The 21,051-nt window shown below is 70.4% G+C and carries 16 protein-coding genes; 9 read left to right on the top strand and 7 right to left on the bottom strand.

Annotation, left to right across the window (positions count from 1 at the left end):
* Nucleotides 1–252: 252 nt before the first annotated feature.
* From ACWCYO_RS01265 to ACWCYO_RS01280, 4 genes are all read left to right on the top strand, one after another.
* On the top strand, nt 253–915 hold the full coding sequence (locus ACWCYO_RS01265) for an OsmC family protein (protein WP_449782963.1): 663 nt from the start codon (nt 253–255) through the stop codon (nt 913–915).
* Between the two features lie 14 nt (nt 916–929).
* On the top strand, nt 930–1,337 hold the full coding sequence (locus tag ACWCYO_RS01270; protein WP_270140471.1) for a CBS domain-containing protein: 408 nt from the start codon (nt 930–932) through the stop codon (nt 1,335–1,337).
* Between the two features lie 608 nt (nt 1,338–1,945).
* Nucleotides 1,946–2,785 (top strand): papain-like cysteine protease family protein, encoded by an 840-nt coding sequence (locus ACWCYO_RS01275; protein ID WP_449782964.1) that lies wholly within the window; start codon nt 1,946–1,948, stop codon nt 2,783–2,785.
* A gap of 14 nt (nt 2,786–2,799) precedes the next feature.
* Nucleotides 2,800–3,747 carry a hypothetical protein gene (locus ACWCYO_RS01280; RefSeq protein ID WP_449782965.1) on the top strand — a complete coding sequence of 316 codons (948 nt, stop codon included), beginning with the start codon at nt 2,800–2,802 and terminating at the stop codon, nt 3,745–3,747.
* A gap of 134 nt (nt 3,748–3,881) precedes the next feature.
* On the opposite strand, the gene ACWCYO_RS01285 is transcribed toward ACWCYO_RS01280, so the two are convergent.
* Nucleotides 3,882–7,208, bottom strand: a complete 3,327-nt coding sequence (locus ACWCYO_RS01285) for a patatin-like protein (RefSeq protein WP_449782966.1) — start codon at nt 7,206–7,208, stop codon at nt 3,882–3,884.
* Nucleotides 7,209–7,850: 642 nt separating this feature from the next.
* On the opposite strand from ACWCYO_RS01285, the gene ACWCYO_RS01290 reads away from it, so the two are divergent.
* Complete coding sequence (locus tag ACWCYO_RS01290) at nt 7,851–9,710, top strand: peroxidase family protein (RefSeq protein WP_270140477.1); 1,860 nt, start codon at nt 7,851–7,853, stop codon at nt 9,708–9,710.
* A 68-nt stretch (nt 9,711–9,778) separates the two neighbouring features.
* Here ACWCYO_RS01290 and ACWCYO_RS01295 read toward each other — a convergent pair whose 3' ends face one another.
* Together ACWCYO_RS01295 and ACWCYO_RS01300 are read right to left on the bottom strand one after the other, a co-directional pair.
* The gene (locus ACWCYO_RS01295) at nt 9,779–10,537 is read right to left on the bottom strand and encodes a hypothetical protein (RefSeq protein WP_449782967.1); all 759 of its coding nucleotides are present in this window, start codon (nt 10,535–10,537) and stop codon (nt 9,779–9,781) included.
* 351 nt (nt 10,538–10,888) lie between these two features.
* Entirely contained in the window at nt 10,889–11,650 is a 762-nt protein-coding gene (locus ACWCYO_RS01300; RefSeq protein ID WP_270140480.1) for an SDR family oxidoreductase, read from the bottom strand.
* A 339-nt stretch (nt 11,651–11,989) separates the two neighbouring features.
* Here ACWCYO_RS01300 and ACWCYO_RS01305 point away from each other — a divergent pair, with 339 nt between their 5' ends.
* Genes ACWCYO_RS01305 through ACWCYO_RS01315 form a run of 3 tightly spaced genes read left to right on the top strand, consistent with a single transcriptional unit; the run spans nt 11,990 to nt 16,525 of the window.
* Nucleotides 11,990–12,817 (top strand): FAD binding domain-containing protein, encoded by an 828-nt coding sequence (locus ACWCYO_RS01305; RefSeq protein ID WP_270140482.1) that lies wholly within the window; start codon nt 11,990–11,992, stop codon nt 12,815–12,817.
* Nucleotides 12,814–15,531 (top strand): molybdopterin-dependent oxidoreductase, encoded by a 2,718-nt coding sequence (locus ACWCYO_RS01310; protein ID WP_449782968.1) that lies wholly within the window; start codon nt 12,814–12,816, stop codon nt 15,529–15,531. Before ACWCYO_RS01305 ends, ACWCYO_RS01310 begins: the two co-directional genes overlap by 4 nt.
* Before the next feature lie 4 nt (nt 15,532–15,535).
* Nucleotides 15,536–16,525 (top strand): antibiotic biosynthesis monooxygenase, encoded by a 990-nt coding sequence (locus ACWCYO_RS01315; protein WP_270140484.1) that lies wholly within the window; start codon nt 15,536–15,538, stop codon nt 16,523–16,525.
* A gap of 385 nt (nt 16,526–16,910) precedes the next feature.
* Here the strand turns inward: ACWCYO_RS01315 and ACWCYO_RS01320 are convergent, their stop codons facing one another.
* Both ACWCYO_RS01320 and ACWCYO_RS01325 read right to left on the bottom strand, forming a co-directional pair.
* Nucleotides 16,911–17,306, bottom strand: a complete 396-nt coding sequence (locus ACWCYO_RS01320; RefSeq protein WP_270140486.1) for an aggregation-promoting factor C-terminal-like domain-containing protein — start codon at nt 17,304–17,306, stop codon at nt 16,911–16,913.
* Nucleotides 17,307–18,033: 727 nt separating this feature from the next.
* Nucleotides 18,034–18,960: a TIGR03620 family F420-dependent LLM class oxidoreductase gene (locus ACWCYO_RS01325; protein ID WP_449782969.1), complete on the bottom strand. Its 927-nt coding sequence runs from the start codon at nt 18,958–18,960 to the stop codon at nt 18,034–18,036.
* On the opposite strand from ACWCYO_RS01325, the gene ACWCYO_RS01330 reads away from it, so the two are divergent.
* On the top strand, nt 18,959–19,195 hold the full coding sequence (locus ACWCYO_RS01330) for a hypothetical protein (protein ID WP_270151495.1): 237 nt from the start codon (nt 18,959–18,961) through the stop codon (nt 19,193–19,195). The two genes, ACWCYO_RS01325 and ACWCYO_RS01330, sit on opposite strands and share 2 nt — an antisense overlap.
* 53 nt (nt 19,196–19,248) lie before the next feature.
* Here the strand turns inward: ACWCYO_RS01330 and gndA are convergent, their stop codons facing one another.
* Both gndA and ACWCYO_RS01340 read right to left on the bottom strand, forming a co-directional pair.
* Nucleotides 19,249–20,694, bottom strand: coding sequence for an NADP-dependent phosphogluconate dehydrogenase (gene gndA, locus ACWCYO_RS01335; RefSeq protein WP_270140488.1), 1,446 nt, complete (start codon nt 20,692–20,694; stop codon nt 19,249–19,251).
* 83 nt (nt 20,695–20,777) lie between these two features.
* Nucleotides 20,778–21,041, bottom strand: a complete 264-nt coding sequence (locus ACWCYO_RS01340) for a co-chaperone GroES (protein ID WP_270140489.1) — start codon at nt 21,039–21,041, stop codon at nt 20,778–20,780.
* Nucleotides 21,042–21,051 lie beyond the last annotated feature (10 nt).

Raw genomic sequence — 21,051 nt, forward strand, 5'->3', positions numbered from 1 at the left:
GGGCTCCGAGGGCTCCGAGGGCTCCGAGGGCTCCGAGGGCTCCGAGGGCTCCGAGGGCTCCGAGCAGCATCGGGTTCCGAGGGTTCAGTGGCCGGCCGGGCCCCGGCCCCACCCCGGACCGCCCCCGCCGGCCCGGCCGATGGGGCCCAGTGGAGGGCCGATCGGCCCTGCCGCCGGCACGCCCGGCGGCGGTCTGCTGGGTACTGGAAGCCTGGTGATCCTGCCGGGCCCGGAACATCCGGAGGCAGCGCCGTGCTGACCGACGAGCCCCGCACCACCACTCAGCAGCTGATGCACACTGCCTGCGGGCGGACCCTCGCGGTCTCCCGCTTCACCCCGGAGGTCCTGCCGGACAGCGGCCGCGTCGTCCTCGACACGCTCTGCGAACCGTACGACACGGACCAGGTCTGGGTCTCGCTCACCCCGGCCGAGGCCCGGCAGCTGGCCGGGATGCTGCTCCGCCAGGCCGCCGCGGTCGACCGCCCCCGGACCGCGCGACCCGGGCGGATCGAGGTCGACCCGGTGGCGGGCGACCTGTACGCCATCGGCGTCCGCTCGCACAGCCTGGCCGTCGACCAGCCCACCGACGCGGGTGGCGCGGACGCGGCGCCGACCCCGGTCGAGCTGTGCGCCTCCGCCCTGGCCTCCTGCACCGCCCACTACGCCGGCGGCTACCTCGACCGGCACGGCCTCAGCCGCGACGGCCTCCACGTCTCCGCCGACTACACCATGGCCCAGGACCGCCCGGCCCGGATCGCCTCGGTGTCCATCGAGGTCACCGCCCCCGGCCTGCCGCCCGAACGGGAGGCGGGTCTGCTCGCGGTCGTCCGCCATTGCACGGTGAAGAACACGCTCGACCGCCCGCCGGACGTCAGGGTCTCGTTGAACGGCATCCGAAGGGCGGGCGCGTCATGAAGGCCGGAGACCTGATGACCACACCGCCGGTCACCGTGGGACCCACCACGACGGCCTTCCAGGCCGCGCAGGTCATGGAGCAGGAGGCGGTCGGCTGCGTGCTCGTCACCGACCACGGCCGACTGCGGGGCATCCTGACGGACCGCGACCTCACCGTTCGCGGGCTCGCGCACGGTCCCCGCCCCGCCCAGCCGGTCGGGGACCTCATGACCACCCCGGTCACCACCGTGGACGCCGGCGACGACCTCGACACCGCGTACCGCACCTTCCGCAACGCCGGCGTCCGGCGCCTCCCCGTCCTCGACGACGGCCGCCCGGTCGGCATGCTGACCGTCGACGACCTGCTGCGCGACGTCGTGGAGCGCTTGGTCGACCTACTGATCCCGGTGTCGCGCAGCGCACTGCGCGAAACCACCGTCTGACCGCACCGCGCCGAAATCCGCACTCGGCCCGACCGGGAGAACCATGCGTCCCCTCGGTCGACGCCGGGTGCCCCCTGCTGGTCTCCCGAACCGACACCGGCGAGCAGGCCTCTCCGTATCCGTCCTCCAGGCCGCCGCCTACCTCCGCAGCCGGCTCCACCTCGGCGACACGGCCTGGCAGACCGCCCGCGAGGCGCTGGGAACCCGCCCGACCCGATCGGACGAGTCGAAACCAAGTAGGCCACCCGGACGCACGGCATTGGGGCCAGGGCCGCACCGGGCGAGGACGACCCCGCCCCGCATAAGGTTTTCTTCGGGTTCTCGAATCTCCCCTTCTGAAATCGTCATCATAAGTAACATTGCACTCACCCTGTGAAATTTCACAGTCTGAAATATGCCCACGGCACATAACAATGAGATAACAGTGGACTAGACCACTGAAGCCGCAGAACGACAAGTCACCTTCGACCACTGCCTGTTGACGCTCGATGTGCGCCGTCTATGCGCGTAGCCGCAACTCGGCCCGGACTTCTCCGTTCCGGTTTTGACGTGGCTCTGCCAGACTCCCCCGCATTCGGCTTCACCTAACGGGGAGTGAGATCTGACGCATGAGCAGACACCGCAGGAAATCACGTCGGGCGGCCGTGACGGCCATCGCCACCGTGCTGGCCGCCGCGGCCGCGCTGGGCATCGGTGCCGTGGCCCAGGCAGGTCTGGTCAAGGGAACCGTCATCGGAGGGCAGGGGAACTACAGCACCGTCAACGAGCGTGTGCTGGCCTCCCTCTCGGCTCGGGTCTCCGGCCAGGCCGCGCCGGGCGACCGCATCCCGATGATCTGCCGGACCACGGGGGACACCGTCGAGAACGACAACCGCTGGATCTGGTCCGGCGCCTACTACATCGCCGACGCCTTCATCAGCGAGGACACCGGGAACCTGCCGCTGTGCAGCTCGACCCGGCCCACCAGCTGGACGGCACTCGACATCACCATGCAGAAGCAGGTCCAGGACGAGTGGTGCTGGGACGCCTCCGGCCTGACGGTCGCCACCTACTGGGGTTACAACCAGTACAACCAGTACGACTTCTGCCGCCTCGCCCAGCAGGGCCGCTGGCTGGACTGCAACGACCGGCCCGCCACGCTCGACGACATGGCCAACGGCCTGTCCGCCATGGGCTTCCGCAACAGCGGCTACGACCTGAACCGCAACGCCTCGTTCAGCGAGGTCACCAACGAGATAGCCAACGGGCGTCCGTTCGCGGTGCGCATCGGCTGGACCTCGGGCGGCGGGCACATGAACGTCATCTACGGCTACGACAGCACCAGCAACATGATCGCGGTGGGCGATCCGTGGCCCAGCACCCAGACGTACACCTGGTGGAACTTCAACACCTACGCCAGCAACGGCTCGTTCCAGTGGACCCACTCGCGGGTCGGCATCCACGCGTGAGGAGACAACCAACCATGAGGACCCTGAAGGCGGTTGCGCTCACCGCCGCCGCACTCGTGAGCGTCGGAGCCGCCACCACGACAGCCCGGGCCGACAGCGGGGCCGACGTCCCCGACTACGGCGCCGCTCAGCAGGTACTGCGCTCCGGGCAGACCCACGACACCGTCTCCCGCTTCCTCGGCGCCGCGAGGACGGCGACCGCGCCCGGAGCCGGGACCGGCGCCGACGGCGGCGGTGCGGGCAGCCGGCCGAACACCCCCAACGCAGTCGCCGCGCCGCCGTCGTTCCAGTTCAGGGACCCGGTCCCGATGTACGAGCTGTCGGTGGACTTCGTGGCCGGCAAGGCCCAGCCGACACCGCAGAACGCGCTCAGGCTGTCCTACCTCGCCTCGCGGGTGAGCGCGGCCGACGGTCACCAGGCCACCGTACTGCTCGCCCCGCCGGACAAGGGCCGCAGCTGGGGGCTGGCGGGCATCCAGGACGGCGACAACGAGCTCAAGCTCGCCGAACGCACCACCGCCGACGCCCGCACCTTCACCGAGCCGCAGATCCACGCCTGGTACCGGCTCACCGCGAGCGGCGACGTCGAGCCGCTCAACAGCGAGGCCACCACGGGCCTCGGCGGCAGGCACAGCCTCCCGCTGGCCGCCTACCAGAAGCTGGTGACCGGCCGGTACGCGGACAAGCTCCCCGGATCCGGTTACGACCGGAACGGGCTCGCCGGAGGGTTCGGGCTGTTCGACGGCACGGGGACAGCAGCCGGGGCACCGGCCCCGACACCGCCCCAGGTCCTGCCCGAAGCACGGCCGGGGACGCAGGGTCCGACGTCCTCGTCGGCCTCCGCCGATCAGTCGTCCGCGACGTCATGGCAGCTGCCGGCGGTCGGCGCCGCCGTGCTGGCCGGCGCCGCGGGGCTCTGCCTTCGCCTGCGCCGTCGCGGCCGCGGCGCACCCACGAACTGACACCCGAACGGCGCACACGCACGAGGCACCGGGCGACGGCCAACACGCCTTCGAGCGCCCGGTGCCTCGTGCTCCCCGACCAGTCGATCAGGCCCCACGCCTTGGTGGAACCGTTGGTCCCGTGCTCCGGCCGTTCACCGCTTTCGATCGCGGCGTCCGGCTCGGGCTGTTCCGGTCTCCGAGTCCGGTTCCGATGGGCGGCGCTGGGCTCCGGCCACCCACCAGCCAACCAGGACGACGAGCGCTCCCACGCCGATCCTGATCAGCACGCTCAGCGCGGACTCGTGCGAGTGGTGCGCCACCCATTCCCAGATCAGGTAGGCGAGGACGGCGGCGAGGAGCACGACGACGCCCGCGAGGCGCCGTCCCACCCTGTGGGCTCCCTCAGCCGGCGACTGTGACGCGGGATCGTTCGTCGAGGGTTTCCCGTCGGGCCTCGTCGGTGGTGGCGGCGCGGACCTGACCAGCAGGGCCGATGCGGAGGCCCCGGCCAGCAGCAGGAGGGCTCCGGCGAGCGTGAACGCGGCGGGCAGGCCGGGCACGAAGAGGGCGCAGGCCAGGAGCACCCCGCCGGCGGCGATGACGAGTTCCACCGTGTTGGCACCGAACCCGCTCCGGCGGGTCAGGAAGGTGACCATCCCCCAGACGGTCAGGGTGTAGCCGCGGAAGGCCGCGAGGAGCGTGCCGACCAGCTTGATCTTGTGAAGGTTGAACGCCGAGTTGGGCTCCGGTGCGGTCGCGGTGTTGACGGCGACCGATGCTGCCTGGGAGACCGTGCGGGCGAAGGTGTCGCTACCCGCGTCCCCGGCGATCAGCTCCCCACCGATCTGATAGGTCTCAGCCCACAGGTCCCACAGGGCCTGGGTCGGGAGAACGCCCCCGGCAGCGTCCTTCTTCCGCGTGTTGTAGAGGTTCAGCCAGCCGCTTTCGCCGCGGGTACGGTCCCTGCTCGGCTCACCGTTGATCGAGATGGCCAGCGCCTCGATGTCCTCCCTGAGGATGTCGGTCTGAGCCGCCTGGGTGATCACCTCGATGCACGCCTGCAGCCCGGCCGCGTCGACCGCGGCCCCAGGCGGTCCGGTCCGGTTCGAGTCCCGCGTCCAGCGCCTCCACCTCGGCGTGTTCAGGTGAACGACGGTGACCATGCTTTCCAGGAATGTCCTGCACTGCGCCTCACGTTCCTCCCACTTGGCCTCCAGCCAGCTGCGATCGTCGCCGTCCGACCTGGTGTACAGGGCGCATTCGCGGACGGCGTCGAGCAGTTCGGCCGCGCGTTCGGGCGAGCTGGCCCCGCTGTCCGCCGTGACCACGGCGCACCGCCTGAGCTGGTCGGACGAGAGCAGCATGCGCACGATGTGCTCCGCGCCGTCCATCCGCCCGCGCAGCCAGTCGTTGACCCTCCAGGACGGACGGTAGAACGCACCGAAGTGGTGGAGTTGCCTGCCCGTCAGCAGATCCGGATCCTTGGCCGAGAACTGGACCAGCTCCACCTCCTGCTCGACGTCCTGGCTGGCGCCGGAGAAGGAGAGCTGTACGACGTCGAGCCGGAGCATCCGCCGCAGCACCTCGTGCTCGGGCGGAAGTCCGCGCCACGGCACCCGCGCCGCTCTTGCCGGCCCCCTCGCCGGGCCGAACAGGTAGTCGTGGAGGGCTCTGAGCCGTTCGCTCTCCTGGCGGTCGGATTCGGCCGGCCACGGAATCCGGGCGACGGCAGCGATGTCCGAGGCGCAGCCGTGCAGCACCCCGGCCACCGCACGGGCCCGTTCGTACTGCCACTGACGGTCTTCCTGGCGCGTCCATCCCTTGAGGATCTCGTCGAGCCACGTCTCCAGCTCGTCCTTGTTCGTCGCCGTCCCTGATCCGGGCTTCGATCCGGGCTTCGCCTTGCGGCTCGGCATCTTCGACGCGGGCGCGTGGGCCCAGTAGTCGTCGAGCCTGCGCCGCTCCTGCTGGATCTCCTCCAGTGTGGAGTTCAGCCTGTGCCGGGCAGCGATGACCTTCCGGCGCTGATCGGTATTCATCGGCGCCAGCAGGACCGCCCGCCTCAGCACGTCGACGGCCATGTCCGCCAGCCGCTCGACGGTGGTCACGCCCCAGTCCCACTCGCTGCCCGCCCGGTTCAGGGCTCGGTCCAAGGGGCCGGCGGGGATGAACGAAGCGGCCTGGCCGCGGTCCCGCCACAGCAGCCCTCGCAGCACGTCGACCAGCTCGCTCCGACTCCACCTGTCCCGCTGCGCCGGCTGCCCCGCGGCGATGAGTCCTGCGATGATCCGGGCGGCAAGGTCGATGCGGACTTCGATGTATCCGCTCCAGGCCGGCTTCGACAGGTCCCCGGTGGCGCCTGTCATGGCTGCCCCGAGACGGTCCCTGACCCGACGTCGAAGGCGCACCGCCTCGTTGTTGCCACGGATTTCGGCGAGTTCACGCGACACCGAGTCGGTCGACCGCAGCCGGGTGAACACGCCGAGCACGGCATCCCGGGCCTGCGGGCGGTTCTTCTTGCCCGGCAGGGTCGTCGTCTCGCCCGGATCGGGCACGACGTAGGCGAGCACGCGACGGACCTGGATTCCCGCGGGCTGCCGGTACACCGCCTCCAACGCCGGGCGGATGGGCTTGTTGAGCAGCACACCGCCGTCGAGGACGTACTGCGACTGGCGGAAGTTGGCACCGCCGGCGGATGACGGCCACGGTCCGTCCCCGGCGGTGGTTGATGCCTCCACATCGACCCAGTGCGGCTCGAACGCCCCGGGGAACGAGGAGGTGCACCGGGCCGCGCTCGCCAGCTTCTTCACGACACCGTCGACATCGCCGTCGACGGCCAGGTCGCCGAGGGCGGGTCTGCCGGCGACGGGCTTGGCGAACCTGAAGGTCGCGTCGTGGTCCACCTCGGTGATCCCCACCCCCAGGTCGTCGGTGAACGACGTCGTCCGGCCCTCCCACAGGGTGCCGGTGAGAATGAGTTCGACCGGGTGGCCGTAGCTGTCCGCGGCTCCCTGATCGGCGGACGTGGGGGGCTGGGCGTCGAGGATCCCGTCGAGGGCCTGCTCGAGTCTCGGGAAGAAGTAACCGTCCCCCTGCAGGAGGGACGGCGGGTCCTTGTCGAGTGGACTGCGCAGCAGCTTCTCCAGGCTGCCGTGATCGCGCCACAGGTCCCGCAGGCCACGGAGGTCCCGATTGCGTGCGAGACCGAGGGCCAGGAAAGCGCCGTTGATCCCGCCCGCCGATGTCCCGGCGATGACGTCCACTCGCGCATCGGCCTGCAGCAATCCGAGCAACGGCTCGTAGACCGACCGCTGCCAGCGGCGCGCCATCGCGAGGTGGTGCAGCTCCAGTGTCACACCACTCATCCAGATGGCAAGGCTCACACCGCCGTTCAGCACAACGGCGAGGCGGATTTCCTGGTCGAAGGCATCTCCTTCCGCGGAATTCCCGGAATTTGGATATTCATTCGCTGTGTTCACCGCACCGTCTCCATCGGCTTCCCGCGCCCTGCGTACCGGACCTGGCGTAAGCAGTCTGATCCACGGTCGGCAAAGTCCGCAAAATGTCAACAAGATTGTTGGCGAATCAACAGATTCGCCCCGGCCTGAGCGCACAGCCCGCACCATGTCACGCATGTCACGCATTCGGCTCTCCCCGGTAGCGCCATGCACCGGAGGATGGTGAACTCGGGTTGTCGATGCCGCTGGGAGCGCAGCCGTGAGCGCGGCGTGAGCACATTCGGAAAGTCCGGGCGGGGAAGAACGGCGACCTGCCGTCCCGGTCGGCGGCGATCGCCACGGCAACCTCGTCCGTCAACGTCGCGCTGACCGTCCTCGCGCGGGAGCCGTCACGATGAACGCACCGCGGCGGAGGCCGCAGGCCCCATCCTCGGCTGCGCCCAACTCGCCTGACGCGCAGCGGAGTCTCAACTCCGCCGTCGTCGGATCAGGAGAGCGCGGAGGGCCGCGGGCGGCAGGCCTGGCCGAAGGCCGGTGCCGCGGGTTGCTGTTTCGAGGCCGGCGGCGAGGCCGCGGCCCTCCATTCCGTCGCCCCGGCCTTCCACGGCCAGGCGACCGAGGAGCGCCGGCACCGGCGGCTCCAATCGAACCGAGGAGGCCAGGATGGCCAAGCAGCCCACCCCGCAAGGCAAACCGCAGACGACTGGCTCTACCGACCGGCCCGAGCCCGCGTTCTTCCTGCGGGCGTACGAGCAGCTGGCGCTTCTCGTCGACCACAAGATCGGCTGGGACCGCCTGCCCAGGCCGCTCGGCCTGGCGATCTTGTACGGCCTGCGGAACCTGCTGCGTCGCAAGAACCTCTTCGACACCACCGGCTTCCCGGCGACGAACCTGCCGCGGATCGAGCCACGCCGGGCCAATGACACCACCGAGCGCTCGGCCGACGGCACCTACAACGACTTCGCGAACCCACGGATGGGGATGGCCGGTTCGCGCTTCGGCCGCAATGTGCCGCCCGGACGGACCTTTCCGGAGATCAGGCCCCAGATCCTCTCGCCGAGCCCCCGCGAGGTGAGCCGCGCGCTGCTCACCCGCGACGAGTTCGTGCCCGCCACGACGGTCAACTCGCTGGTCGCCACCTGGATCCAGTTCATGATCCGGGACTGGTTCAGCCATGGGCAGGGCACCATGGAGGATCCGTGGACCATCGAGCTGCTGGAGGACGATCCATGGCCGGTCCGCCCGATGGTGGTGCCGCGGACCATCCCGGACCCGACCAGGCAGCCGGGCGACGGCCTCCCTCCCACCTTCATCAACCAGGACACCCACTGGTGGGACGCCTCCCAGCTCTACGGCGACAGTCTGGAGGCGCAGCGGCGGCTGCGTAGCCATGACGGCGGAAAGCTGCGGGAGCCCCTCAACGGGGCGGCGATCCCCGACGACCAGGGACAGGATCCGGCGAACACACCGGGATTCTGGCTGGGCCTGGCGATGATGCAGCGTCTGTTCATTCTCGAGCACAACGCCATCTGCGACCGGCTGCGCGACGACTACCCGCGGTGGACGGACGAACAGCTCTTCCAACGAGCCCGGCTGATCAACGCCGCCCTCATCGCCAAGATCCACACGGTCGAGTGGACCCCGGCGGTCATCAGCCACCCGACCACCGTCGCCGCGCTGCGGGCCAACTGGTACGGCCTCCAGGGCGAGCGGCTGCGTCGGCTCCTGGGCCGGCTCAGCGGCAACGAGGTGATCAGCGGGATCGTCGGCGGCAGGACGGACCACTTCGGCGTCCCCTACGCGCTCACCGAGGAGTTCACCGCGGTCTACCGGATGCACCCGCTGATCCGCGACGACTGGACCTTCCGCTCCGCCGGCGACGACACGCTGCTGCAGGAGGCGACATTCCGGGACCTGGCCGGGCCGCACGCCTACGAGCTCCTGGCGAAGCACTCGCTGACCGACCTCTTCTACTCGTTCGGCACGGCCCACCCGGGGCTGGTGACACTGCACAACTACCCCAGGTTCCTCCAGGAGTTCGAGCGACCCGACGGTAAGCGCGTCGACCTGGGCGCCGTCGACATCCTGCGCATCCGGGAGATCGGTGTGCCCAGGTACAACGAGTTCCGGCGCCTGCTCCACCTCAAACCCGCCAAGGACTTCGAGTCGCTGACACCGGACCCCGCATGGGCCAGGGAGCTGAGTCGGATCTACGAAGGCGACATCGAGCGCGTGGATCTGATGGTCGGCATGTTCGCCGAACGCCGCCCCGAGGGCTTCGCGTTCAGCGACACCGCCTTCCGCATCTTCATCCTGATGGCCTCGCGCCGTCTGAACAGCGACCGGTTCCTCACCAAGGACTACAGCCCCCAGGTGTACACCCCCATCGGTCTCGACTGGGTCGAGAACAACACCATGGCCTCCGTGCTGCTGCGCCACTTCCCGGATCTGCGTCCGGCGATGTCCTCGGTGACCAACGCGTTCACCCCCTGGCAGAGCACCGGGGTCTGCGCGGATCGGTGATCGCCTCCCACGGGATCGCCGCCTGATCGCCGAGTACCCGTGGTGGGTGGCACGAGTACCTGTGGCCGCTACTGCAGGATGCCGACCGCCCTCGCCACCACCAGCACCACCGTGATCAGCGACACCGCCGACTGCGTCATCATCAGCAGCTTCGCCCAGACCGACAGCGGCATGGTGTCCGTCGGGCTGAAGGCGCAGGCATTGGTGAACGCCACGTACAAGTAGTCCGGGTAGGAGGGCTCCCAGCCCGGCTCCGCGATGCCCTCCTGCTGCATCTGCGGGAAGAGGAAGTCGGGGTACGACTTCACCCCCTGGGCGCGGGCCGCCGGGCCGCCTCGGTCCCACTCCCAGTACCAGAGCGAAAAGGCGATGATGTTGGTCGCCCAGACCGCGCCGCCGGTACCGAGCAGCGCCAGCGCGCCCGGTGCGGCAGAAGTGTGGATCAGGTCGCGCACCAGCTTCACCGCCGACCAGCCGTTGGCCAGGCTGATCACCGCCACCAGGGCCAGGCTCAGCATGCGCAGCAACCGCGACGTCTGGTCGATGCGCTTGTGCGGGTTGAGGACCACCAGGGCCACCAGCAGCGCCAGCTCCAGGGCGGGCAGCATCCAATGCGGGTGGATGGTCAGACGGGTCGGCAGGGCCAGCTGCAGGCCCACGGCGGCCAGGATGGCCACCGAGACCGCCCAACGCTGCTCACCGAGAGTGACCGAGCGCCACGCCGGGCGCTCCGGCTTCTCGGGCTCCAGGAGCCGCTCGATCCGCTCCAACCTGCGGTGCAGCGCCTCGGAGAGCTGCGCCGGGGCATGATGTTCGTGCTCAGTCATGGCGCACAGTGTGTCAGGTGTCCACTTTCACGATCACAGTGGTGTTGCCCGTGACCAGTTCTCTCCGCTCAGTGCCGGTGCGGCCGGAGCGTCGCTGGCTGCCGGCCCCTTGGCGCAGGCCGCGCCGCGCAGGCGTTCCGCGGTACGCCACGTGACGCTCGTCCACGGTGCCTACGCGGACGGCTCCTCCTGGTCGAAGGTGATCCCGCTGCTCCAGGCGGCCGGCCTGGAGGTCATCGCCGTTCAGAACCCGCTCACCTCGTTGCAGGACGACGTCGCGGCGACCTCGACACAGAGCCATAACCCCCCGGGCGCGCCGCACGACGGGCGGCCGGCTGCCGCGCAGTGGGTTCAGTGCTCCTGGGCCGTCGGGCGCATCATGATCTCGTTGATCGCGGCGTGCGGCGGCTGGGTGACCATGAAGACGATGGAGCGGGCGATGTCCTCCGCCCGCAGCCAGGACTCCTGCGCCATGCCGCGGGCCGCGGCGAGTCCGGGACCGGTCGCCATGCGCGTCGAGGTCAGCCCCGGCTCGATCACGCCCACCCGGACACCGCGCCGGGTCACCTCCTGGCGCAGGACCTCGCTGAACGCGCACACCGCGTGCTTCGTCGCCGAGTACACGCCGTTGCCGCGGCGCACCACACGGCCCGCGGCCGAGCTGACGTTGACCAGGTCGGCGACCTCACGCGGGCCGATCGCCGCAGCACGCAGCAGATGCGGCAACGCCGCCTGCGACAGGTGCAGGACAGCCGTCAGGTTGAGGTCGACCATCCGGTCGACCTCCTCGGCGCCGACCTCCTCGACAGCCCCCATCGCGACGTAACCGGCGTTGTTCACCAGCACGTCCAGCCGCCCCAAGCGCTCGGCGACCTCCTCGACGGCCTCCCGGGCCCGTACGGTGTCACGCAGATCGGCGCTGATGACGGCGCACGAGCCGCCACGGGCCCGGATCGTGGCTGCCGGCTCCTCCAGCCTTTCGGCGCTGCGGGCCACCAGCGCCACCGCCGCCCCCTCCCGGGCCAGCGCCAGGGCAGTGGCAGCCCCGATACCGCTGGACGCACCCGTCACCAGCGCGACACACCCCGACAGCGCCACGTCGCTTCCGGCCACGGAGTTCCCCGCTCTTCCGGCGTCCGCACCCGGGACACCCATGCTGCCAGCCTGCATCAGCCGGCCTCGGACCGCCTCCCGCACGGCCCCGCACAGGTCGACCGCGACACCTGAAATGGCGGGGCCGACCCGTTCTGCATAGGCTCGAAGGGAATCCGCGCGTCTGCCTGGTCTTCCTGCGGCAGTGTTCGACAGCGGCGGCCGGCGTCCGATCCCGCCGCGCGAGGTTGCGCCGCTCCCGGTGCCGTCCTGGACGCGGACGGGGGCGCCGCGCCGTCGGTCGGTCGAGTTCGGTGGCGGTCCCTCGCGCGGTGATCGTCGTAAGGGAGATCGATTCCCGTGGATCTCAACACCATCACCGAAGTCATCCGCCGCCCGCCGGATCGACCGGGCGTGGACTGGCGCGAGGGCGACGCCTGGCTCGCCGGCGGAACGTGGCTGTTCTCCACGGAGCAGCCGGGCCTGCGTCGCCTGATCGACCTGACGGCGTTGCGTTGGGATGCCCTCGTGCCGAGCGACACGGGCCTCGAGATCGGCGCCACGTGCACCATCCGTGACCTGTATGCCTTCGTGCCGCCGGACGACTGGATCGCGGGCGCCCTTTTCGCGACGAGCTGCGACGCGTTCCTGGCCTCGTTCAAGGTGTGGAACTCGGCGACCGTCGGCGGCAACATCTGCATGTCCCTGCCGGCCGGCCCGATGATCACGCTGACGGTCGCCCTGGAGGCGACGTACGAACTGTGCGCCCCGGACGGGTCCGCGCGCGTCGTCGATGCCCTCGACTTCGTGACCGGCGACAACCAGAACGTCCTGACTCCCGGGGAAGTGCTGCGGCGCATCACCATTCCGGCGCGCGCGCTGAGGAAACGCACCACGCACCGACGCTTCACGCTGACCCGCCTCGGCCGATCGACGGTCTTCCTCATCGGCACTCAGACGCCCGGCACGAACGACCTGCTGCTCACCATCACGGCCGGCACCACACGGCCGGTGCGCCTCGCCTTCGACACCATGCCCGATGCCCGGACGCTGCGGCAGAGCATCGACGTCGTCCCCGCCGACGTCTGGTTCGCGGATCCCAACGGGACCCCCGATCACCGCCGTCACCTGACACAGCACTTCGCCGAAGAGATTCGTCGCGAACTCATGGATGGAAGCCCGGCGTGACCTACATCGTGAACGGCAGACGTTTCGACGAGGAACCGGACCCCGGCCAGTGCCTGCGCACCTTCCTTCGCTCACTCGGCCACTACGGCGTCAAGAAGGGCTGCGACGCGGGCGATTGCGGTGCGTGCACGGTGTGGTTGGACGGCAGCCCGATCCACAGCTGCATCACCCCCGCGTTCCGCGCGGACGGTCGTGAGGTGACGACGATCGAGGGCCTCGGATCACCGGGCGATCTGCATCCCGTGCAGCGGCAGTTCCGCGACGCGCCGGGATTCCAGTGCGGCTTCTGCACCGCAGGGATGATCATGACGTCGGCGACGTTCAGCGAGGCCCAGAAGGCGGACCTGCCACGGGCGTTGAAGGGCAATCTCTGCCGCTGCACCGGCTACCGGGCGATCGAGGACGCCCTGAAGGGCGTCAGCGGTGTCGAGACGGCCGCCCCGGGGAAGGCCGTGGGAACGAGTGTCGGCACACCGGCGGCCGACGACGTGGTCACCGGCCGCGCCGAGTTCACGATGGACACCCGCATCGACGGCATGCTGCACCTCAAGGTGCTGCACTCGCCGCACGCGCACGCCCGGATCGTCTCGATCGACAAGAGCGCCGCACTCGCGGTTCCCGGCGTTCATCGCGTCTACACCTGGGAGGACGTGCCGCGCAGGCGTTTCACCACGGCGATCCACACCGACCATCTCGTCGATCCGGACGACACCTTCATCCTCGACGACACGGTCCGCTTCGTCGGCCAGCGGGTCGTCGCGGTCCTGGCCGACACGGTCGGGGCCGCGGAGGAGGGCTGCCGGCGGGTCGCCGTCGAGTACGAGGAGCTGCCGGCGGTCTTCGACCCCGAGGAGGCGATGGCCGAGGGGGCGCCGCAGCTGCACGGCTCGCACGACCCCTTCGTCCGCGATCCCGTGCGCAACATCCTGCTGGAGCTCCATGCGCACATCGGCGATGTCGACGCGGGGTTCGCCGACGCCGACGTGATCCACGAGGGCACGTACTCCTCACCGCGCGTGCAGCAAGCGCATCTCGAAACCCACGGCTCGATCGCCTGGATGGAGGACGGCCGTCTGAACGTCCGTACCAGTTCGCAGTCGCCGTCGATCGCGAAGGTCAAACTCGCCTACCTGTTCGCGCTGCGCCCGGACCAGCTCCGCGTGTTCTGCAAGCGCGTGGGCGGCGCCTTCGGCGGCAAGCAGGAGGTGTTCTCGGAGGATCTGGTCGCGCTCGCCACCCTGGACACGGGGCGGGCCGTCTGCTTCGAGTACACCCGCGGGGAGGAGTTCACCACGGCCTCGCCCCGGCATCCGATGACGCTGACGGTCAAGCTCGGCGCGAAGGCGGACGGAACGCTCACGGCCTTCCAGGTCCGCAACGTGTCGAACACCGGCGCCTACGGCAACCACGGCGGCGAGACGCTGTACGCGGGTGGCGCGGCCGGCATGATCTACCGCTGTCCCAACAAGAAGTACGACGCCTTCGCCGTCTACACGAACACCGTTCCGAGCGGGGCGCTGCGCGGTTACGGGATGACGCAGCCGGCGTTCGCCGTGGAGTCGGCGATGGACGAACTGGCACGCGCCCTGCACCTCGATCCGCTCGAACTGCGGCGCCGCAACATCGTGCGACCGGGTGATCCGCTCGTCGCCCTGGACGACGGTCCCAGCGACGTGCTGTCCACCGAGGACGGGCTCGCGAAGTGCATCGACCTCGTGGACGGCGCCCTGGCCCGTACGGCCGATCAGCCGCCCCCCGGCCCCGGGTGGCTCGTCGGGGTCGGCGTGGCGAGTTCCCTGCACGAGACCGCGCCCCCGACCGAGCACATCTCGGAGGCCTGGGTCACGCTCGGCGACGACCTCAGGTACGAGCTGGCCGTGGGAACGGTCGAGTTCGGCCAGGGCACCCCCACCGCCCATGTCCAGATCGCGGCCAACCAGCTGGGCACGACGCCGTCGCGGATCCGCCTGGTGCAGTCCGACACCGACCGCACGGGATTCGACACCGGCGCCTTCGCGAGCGCGGGCCTCTTCGTGGCGGGCAACGCGGTGCTTCGAGCGGCCAACGCCGTACGCGACCGGATCCTGGAATTCGCCGCCGCTCACACGGGCGTCCATGTCGTGCTGTGCTCGATGGACGACGACGGCGTCGTGTGCGGCGACCGGCGGGTGTCGTTGGCCGAGCTCGTCGCCCTGGCCCGCGCGCGCGGAATCCGCTTCACCGCCGCCCGCAAGGCCTACGGCTCCCCCCGAAGCGTCGCCTCCAACACGCAGGGCTTCCGCATCGCCGTCCACCGGGTGACGGGCGAGATCCGCATCCTCTACAGCGTCCAGGCGACCGACGCCGGCGACATCATCAACCCCGCGCAGGTCCGGGGACAGGTGGAGGGCGGTGTCGCACAGGGCGTCGGCTTCACGCTGACCGAGAACTACCTCGTCGACGCCGATGGCGTCATGGTCAACCCGAACTTCCGCAACTACCGCATTCCCGCCTACGCCGATGTGCCCCGTACCGACGTGCTCACGGTGGCGTCCTCGGACTCGGTCGGGCCGATGCGCTCGAAGGGGATCGCGGAGTGCTGCATCAATCCGGTGGCCCCCGCGTTGGCGAACGCGCTCCACGACGCCACGGGTGTCCGGTTCCGCGCGCTGCCCCTGACCCCGGAGCGGATCTACCGCCGGCTCAACGAGAGCCGGTCGGTACCAGCGGCCTGAGCACATGAACACGGACAGGCACCCGGACAGCGGCCGGCACGAGGACACCGCGGCGACGGCGATCATCGGCCAGAAGGTCCTGCCCGGGCTGGAGCGCGAGTACGAGACGTGGCAGGAGGACGTCAACGCCGCCGCCGCCGGCTACGCCGGGTTCCTCAGCGCCGAGATCTCCCCACCGACGCCCCGGCAACCCGACTGGGTCGTCGTCTACCGGTTCGACTCGATCGCCCACATGCAGGTGTGGATCAACAGCGCGACCCGGCAGCGTTTCCTCGATGCCGGCAGCAAGTACTTCGACGGCCCGGCGACCCAGCAGGTCGTCACCGGCGGCACCCGAAAAGCGGATCCGCTGGTGACCGTGGTGGTCACCCACCGGGTCCACCCGCGCCGCGTCGGCGACTTCCTGGCCTGGCAGGACCGCATGGGCCAGGCGGAGAGCGCGTTCGAAGGCTTCCGCGGAACCGAGCTGTTCCGCCCGGTCGAGGGACTTCAGGACGAGTGGACCACGCTGTACCGGTTCGACACCGCCGAGCACCTCGACGCCTGGCTGACGTCGGCCAGGCGGCGGGAACTCCTCGCCGAGGGCGAGGAGTTCAGCTCCTTCGAACTGCGCACGATCGACAACTCGTTCGGCAGCTGGTTCGCCTTCGAAGGCGACCGGCGGCAAGCGCCGCCCCCCTCGGAAACCAAGACCGCCGTGGCGGTCTGGGTCGGCCTGTACCCGACCGTGGTGCTGCTGACGCTCGTCCTGTCGCCGCTGAGAATGCCGCTCTGGCTCGGGCTGCTGGTGGGCAACCTGCTGTCGAGCTTCATCATGAGCTTCTTCACGATGCCCTACTACGTGAACCCGCTGCTCAGGCGGTGGCTGCGGCCGTCACCGGACGAACCCTCGGCGAGGACCAACCTCGTCGGCCTCGGCATCGTCGCTGCGGTGATCGCGTTCTGGGCCGTCGTCTTCTACCTCGTGACGACCCGGTTCTGGTCGCTGCCCTGACCTGCGGAGACCGGGCGCGGCTTCAGCCGGCTGGAGGTGACCGGCTCCGACATCGAGCACCAGTGGAGCGAAGGGTCGGAGCGCGGCGTGGCTGCGTTGGCCGGCGGCCCGGTGGTGCTGAGGTGGGCCGCCGTGACGAGAATGCTAGACCCGCGCGTCAACGGTGGCGAGGGCTTTGAGCTGCAATCTTTCGGCCGCGGACATGCCATGTACGGCGGGGCGGGGCGGGTCCTCGGGAGCGGCGACGGCGATCCGTACGGTCGGTGGCCGCGACGGCTGGGAAACGGCACGAGGGCCTGGGTCCGCGCACGTCGCGCGGGCCCAGGCCCTCGTGGGTCACCCCGGTGGTCCCTGTCCGGCCCCCGAGGCACGGGGGATGGTCGGCTCAGTACCAGTGGTGGGTCTGCCAGAACGCCCAGGCGGCGTTGGGGCTGCCGTAGCGGGAGTTCATGTAGTCCAGCGCCCACTTGATCTGGGTGCTCGGGTTGGTCTTCCAGTCCGCGCCGGCGGAGGCCATCTTGGAGGCCGGCAGGGCCTGGCCGAGGCCGTAGGAGCCCGAGCTCGGGTTGGTCGCGGTGACGCTCCAGCCGGACTCGTGGGAGATGATCTGGCTGAACGAGGCCAGCTGGTCCGCCGGCACCATCTGCGCGGCGATCGCCTGCGGGGAGGCATCGGCTGCCGAGGCCACGGTGGGGACCACGGCGGCACCCAGGGCGGTCAGACCGGCGGCGCCGGCGAAAATCGCGGCGGAGGTGCGCATACGGAGCTTGAAAGCGGGCATGTAGAGCAAGACCTCAATCGGGTTGGGCCACAGTCACGCCCCGTCTCGACCGTGGCCGGACAGGGGCCGAACGGTCGCGGGGTGTGACTCGGCGGTGAGCCGTTCACCGGAGGGACAGGAGCCGGTGCGGCTGGCGATGAATGCAAAGTTGCCAGAGCGGATCGCCGGTCGCCAAGACCCCTCGCTACGATCCGCGGTCGTAGCCGAGGAGGTTGGTACCGGTCCGAGGGGCGGGCCGCCCGGAGCGCGCCGGTCCCCGCCGATCCCTCCCGGCCTGCGCAAACGCTCCTCGAATGCCCGCCAAATAGTCTCAAAAGGGTCCAAAACGGACACTACTATTCGCCCTCGTCCACCCCGTCCACGTGTGAGCGCACTCACGGCACAAACCCCGGCGACATCACCGACCGACCCATCGCCACCACGCTGGGTCAACCCCGGGCGACCGCCATTGAGACCGCCACCACACTCGGCCCGTCCTGGACGAGGGCTCTGGGGTGGGTTGGCGGGGCGGGGCTACTGGGTGGGGGTGGCGAAGGCTTCGAGGAGCTGGGTGGCCAGCCTTGCCACCTCGACGGAAAGCTCGACCCCACCGACCCCACCGACCCCGCCGCACCGGACGACCGCGTCCGGGCGATAGTCCGCACACTGCTGAACACCGCCCGCCCCCGCCCAGCCACGGAACCTGGCCGGTGCAGGGCTGCCGCCGGTGGGCGGCAGCCCTGCGGCTTCAGCCGGGCATCAGGGCGGGGGCGAGCAGGCGTAGGTCCTGCAGTTGCTGCTGCAGGGTGTCGGCGACGGGCTGCACGGCGACGTGGTCGGCACCGGCCTGGTAGTGCTCCCGGATGCGCTCGGCCAGCGTCTGCGGGTCGCCCCAGGGCACGACCGAGTCGATGAGTGTGTCGCTGCCGCCCTCGTCGAGGTCGGCGTCCGTGAAGCCCAGTTCGCGCAGGCTGTTGAGGTAGTTGGGCAGGCGCAGATAGCCGGCCGCGTAGGCGCGGGCGGTGGCGCGCGCCCGCTCGGGGTCGGTGTCGACCACCACGGCCTGCTCGGGGGCGAGCAGCGGGTCGGGGCCGAGCGCCGCGCGGGCCCGGCGGGTGTGTTCGGGTGTGACGAAGTACGGGTGAACGCCCTGGGCCCGGGTGGCGGCGAGCTTCAGCATCTTCGGGCGCAGCGCGGCGAGCACGCGGGGCACCGGCTCGGGAGCCGGCGCGTCGAAGGGCGTGGCGTCCATCGCGTCCAGGTAGGCCCGCATGTCGGACAGCGGTGTGCTGGAGTCGTGTCCGCGGCCACTGACGAGAGGCCGGTGGCTGACGCCGAGGCCGAGCACGAAACGGCCCTGCCATGCCTCGTGCAGGGTTCTGGCCCCGTTGGCCGCCGCCGTCGCGTCGCGTCCGTAGATGGTGGCGATCCCCGTGGCGACCATCAGGCGCTGGCTCGCGGACAGCAGCAGGGCCGCATGGGTCAGCGCCTCCTTCCCGGCGGGGAGCTCGCCGATCCACAGCGTCCCGTAGCCGAGGTCCTCGATGGCGGCGACGGCACGCCGCTCCTCGTCCGCCGTCACCGCGGACAACGACGCGAGCCACACCCCGGTGCGGCCCAGACGCTGTTTCAACGCGGGAAGGTCCGTGGGCGAGGTGGTGATGCGTTCAGTCATGGGTGCACTCCCCATCATCTGGCTGCAGGGCATCTGGCTGCCACTGCACGACTACGCCTTCGACCGCACCCCGCTGTGGGCCGGCATCTTCCTGCTGCCGCTGACCACCGGGTTCCTGCTCGGCGGACCGGCCTCCGGCTTCAACCGTGTCTGCGTCGGGTGGACACCCGGGCCGACCCGCGGCCGCACCGCGAGGCATGGCTCACGCGCTGGCGCGCTGTGGAGGAGTACCTGACCGCCACGGACATGCTGGCGCGGGCCGATCTCACCCTCCCCGGAGACTGACTGTCAGCGCTGTTCCTCCGGACGGCCCTCGACCTCCCAGCGAGTGTGGAAGGTCCCGTCCCGGTCGACCCGGCGGTAGGTGTGCGCGCCGAAGAAGTCCCGCTGGCCCTGCACCAGCGCGGCCGGAAGACGCTCCGCCCGCAGGCCGTCGTAGTAGGCGAGCGCGGTCGCGAAGCCGGGGGCGGGCACCCCCAGTTGGGCCGCCACCGAGACGACCCGTCGCCAAGCCGACTGCGCGGAGCCGAGCGCCTCCCGGAAGTGCGCGTCGGTCAGCAGCGTGGGACGCTCCCGGTCCGCCTCGTACGCGGCCCGGATCCGGTCCAGGAACCGAGCCCGGATGATGCAACCGCCGCGCCAGATCGTGGCCATCTCACCGGGGTCGATCTGCCAGGAGTACTCCGCGCTGCCGGCCTGGATCTGGTTGAAGCCCTGCGCGTAGGCCACCATCTTGGAGGCGTACAGAGCCTGCTCGACGTCATCCGCGAACCGGTCCGCCGCCGCGCTGTCGAGCCACGTCTCGGTCGGGCCGGGCAGCCCCCGTCCGGCCTGCCGGAGTGGCACGCTGCCGGACAGCGACCGGGCGAAGACCGCCTCGGCGATCCCGCTCACGGGCACGCCGAGCTCCAGCGCGCTCTGGACCGTCCAGCGGCCGGTGCCCTTCTGCTCGGCCTGGTCCAGCACGACGTCGACGAAGGGCTTCCCGGTCGCCGCATCGGTGCGGGCGAGGACCTCGGCGGTGATCTCGATCAGGTAGGACTCCAGGCGCCCCGCGTTCCAGGTCCGGAAGACCTCGGCGATCGCGTCGGGCTGCAGTCCCGCTCCGTGCCGCAGCAGGTCGTACGCCTCGGCGATGAGCTGCATGTCGGCGTACTCGATCCCGTTGTGGACCATCTTGACGAAGTGACCGGCACCGTCCGGTCCGACGTGGGTGCAGCAGGGCTTGCCGTCGACCTTGGCCGCGATGTCCTCCAGCAACGGCCCCAGGACCCGGTAGGCCTCCGGTGTACCGCCGGGCATGATGCTCGGCCCCTCCAGCGCACCCTGCTCACCACCGGAGATCCCGCTGCCCACGAAGTGCAGTCCGCGTTCCCGCAGGGCCGCCTCCCGCCTCCTGGTGTCGAGGAAGTGCGCGTTCCCGCCGTCCGCCACCACGTCGCCCTCGTCGAGCAGCGGCACCAGCTCGTCGATGACCGCGTCGGTCGGCGCCCCCGCCTTGACCATGATCACGATCAGCCGGGGGCGCTCCAGGGCCGCGACGAACTCCTCCGTGGTCCCGGCCGCCACGAACTCGCCCTCGTGCCCGAACTCCTCCAGCAGCGCCGTGGTCCGCGCCTGCGTGCGGTTGTGCACGGCCACGCGGTACCCATGACGGGCGAAATTCCTGGCCAGGTTGCGGCCCATCACAGCCAGTCCGGTGACGCCGATCCGGGCGGGTGACTGCTCGGTCATGGCGGGAATCTCCAAAGGTCTCGGGGGCCCGGGGCGGTCGGGATCGAAGGCGTCGGGTGCCGGGCACGCCCGTCGCCCTGTCCCTACTCCGCGGAGAGCGCGAGGACCTCGTCCTCGGGAAGCTCGACGTACTCCTGCCCCTCCACCTCGATCTCCGATCCGGAGAACCTGTTGAAGAGGATCTTCTCGCCGACCTTGACGTCCACCGGGTGCGGCTTGCCGCTCCCCAGCTGCCGGCCGGGCCCCACCGCCACCACCTCGCCCTTCCACCTCTCCGGGTCCTGCGGGGTCGGGCCCCCGAGCGGCTTGACGATCAGGTGATCGTGCTTCGGGCGGAAGTCGGGCATGACATGGTCC

The organism is Kitasatospora sp. NPDC001683, from assembly GCF_053596495.1.